This is a genomic window from Nostoc sp. CALU 1950 (genome assembly GCF_051172895.1).
In the GTDB taxonomy this organism is placed as follows: Bacteria; Cyanobacteriota; Cyanobacteriia; order Cyanobacteriales; family Nostocaceae; genus Nostoc; species Nostoc edaphicum_A.
On sequence record NZ_JBDNJQ010000403.1, the window covers coordinates 1 to 944 of the forward strand.

The 944-nt window shown below is 36.9% G+C and carries 1 protein-coding gene; it reads left to right on the top strand.

Annotation, left to right across the window (positions count from 1 at the left end):
• The first annotated feature begins 460 nt into the window (after positions 1-460).
• Positions 461-775 (top strand): glutaredoxin 3, encoded by a 315-nt coding sequence (gene grxC, locus ABF638_RS38180; protein ID WP_435027920.1) that lies wholly within the window; start codon positions 461-463, stop codon positions 773-775.
• Positions 776-944 lie beyond the last annotated feature (169 nt).

Consider the following 944-nt stretch of genomic DNA (forward strand, 5'->3'; position numbering starts at 1 on the left):
ATTAAAGATTTATTTATTTGTTCTTTACAATTTATTTAAAAATAAAATCAAAAATAAGTTTAATAATATTTCATGGGAAGAATATTGTTTTTATTATACGTTTTTATATGTAAATCATGGATTTTGTGCATGGGTAAAGAAATAAGTTAATCGTCATTCTAATTTTATCTACGTGTCTTTGCGTCCTGCGAATTTCTCACACTTCCGGTGGCCTGCACCAAAACTAGAAGCTAGTGGTCATAATTATCTTTGCCTACCCGTTTTTTTACTAGTACACCGTGACGGAAGTTTACCTGCCTTGTAATAATAGGCTTAAGTCTATTGTTTGGTTAATTGAAATGGTAGGTGGACTTAGCTGCTGTGAGAGATGAAAATTAATTTTGTTTATCGATCAATGTCTTAGTGAATTGACAAAGTGTTGACACCGAGTTGAATATTTTAAACCTTGCTTAAGAAAATAATGCTGGACTTTCTTAATCCCCTTTTAAATCGCCATCCAGAGCGATTTAAAGCCAACGTCGAACTTTACACATGGCAAACTTGTCCATACTGCATTCGTGCCAAAATTCTGCTGTGGTGGAAAGGTGTAAACTTTACTGAATATAAAATCGACGGCGACGAAGCAGCCAGAGCTAAAATGGCAGAACGCGCTAACGGACGCCGTACAGTACCACAAATTTTTATCAATAACCAGCACATTGGCGGCTGCGATGACCTATATCAGCTAGACACACAAAGTCAACTCGATCCCCTTTTAGCCCAAGCCGCTATTTAGAAATCAAATCAACCCCAACAATTTTCTTGGCGATGCTATGTTGGGCAATTTTGGATTCTAAATTTCTCGGTAAGCAAGTTCGTAGTAAGGACTTTAGTCCTTATTTTCTAAGCACTAGGGCGTGTCATCAATTAGGTAAACTTGAGTAGGTAATGCTTGGGATAAGCCA

Bases quoted from the DNA above. Each gene is read 5' to 3' on its own strand.
- grxC (WP_435027920.1), top strand. From the start codon at position 461: ATGCTGGACTTTCTTAATCCCCTTTTAAATCGCCATCCAGAGCGATTT.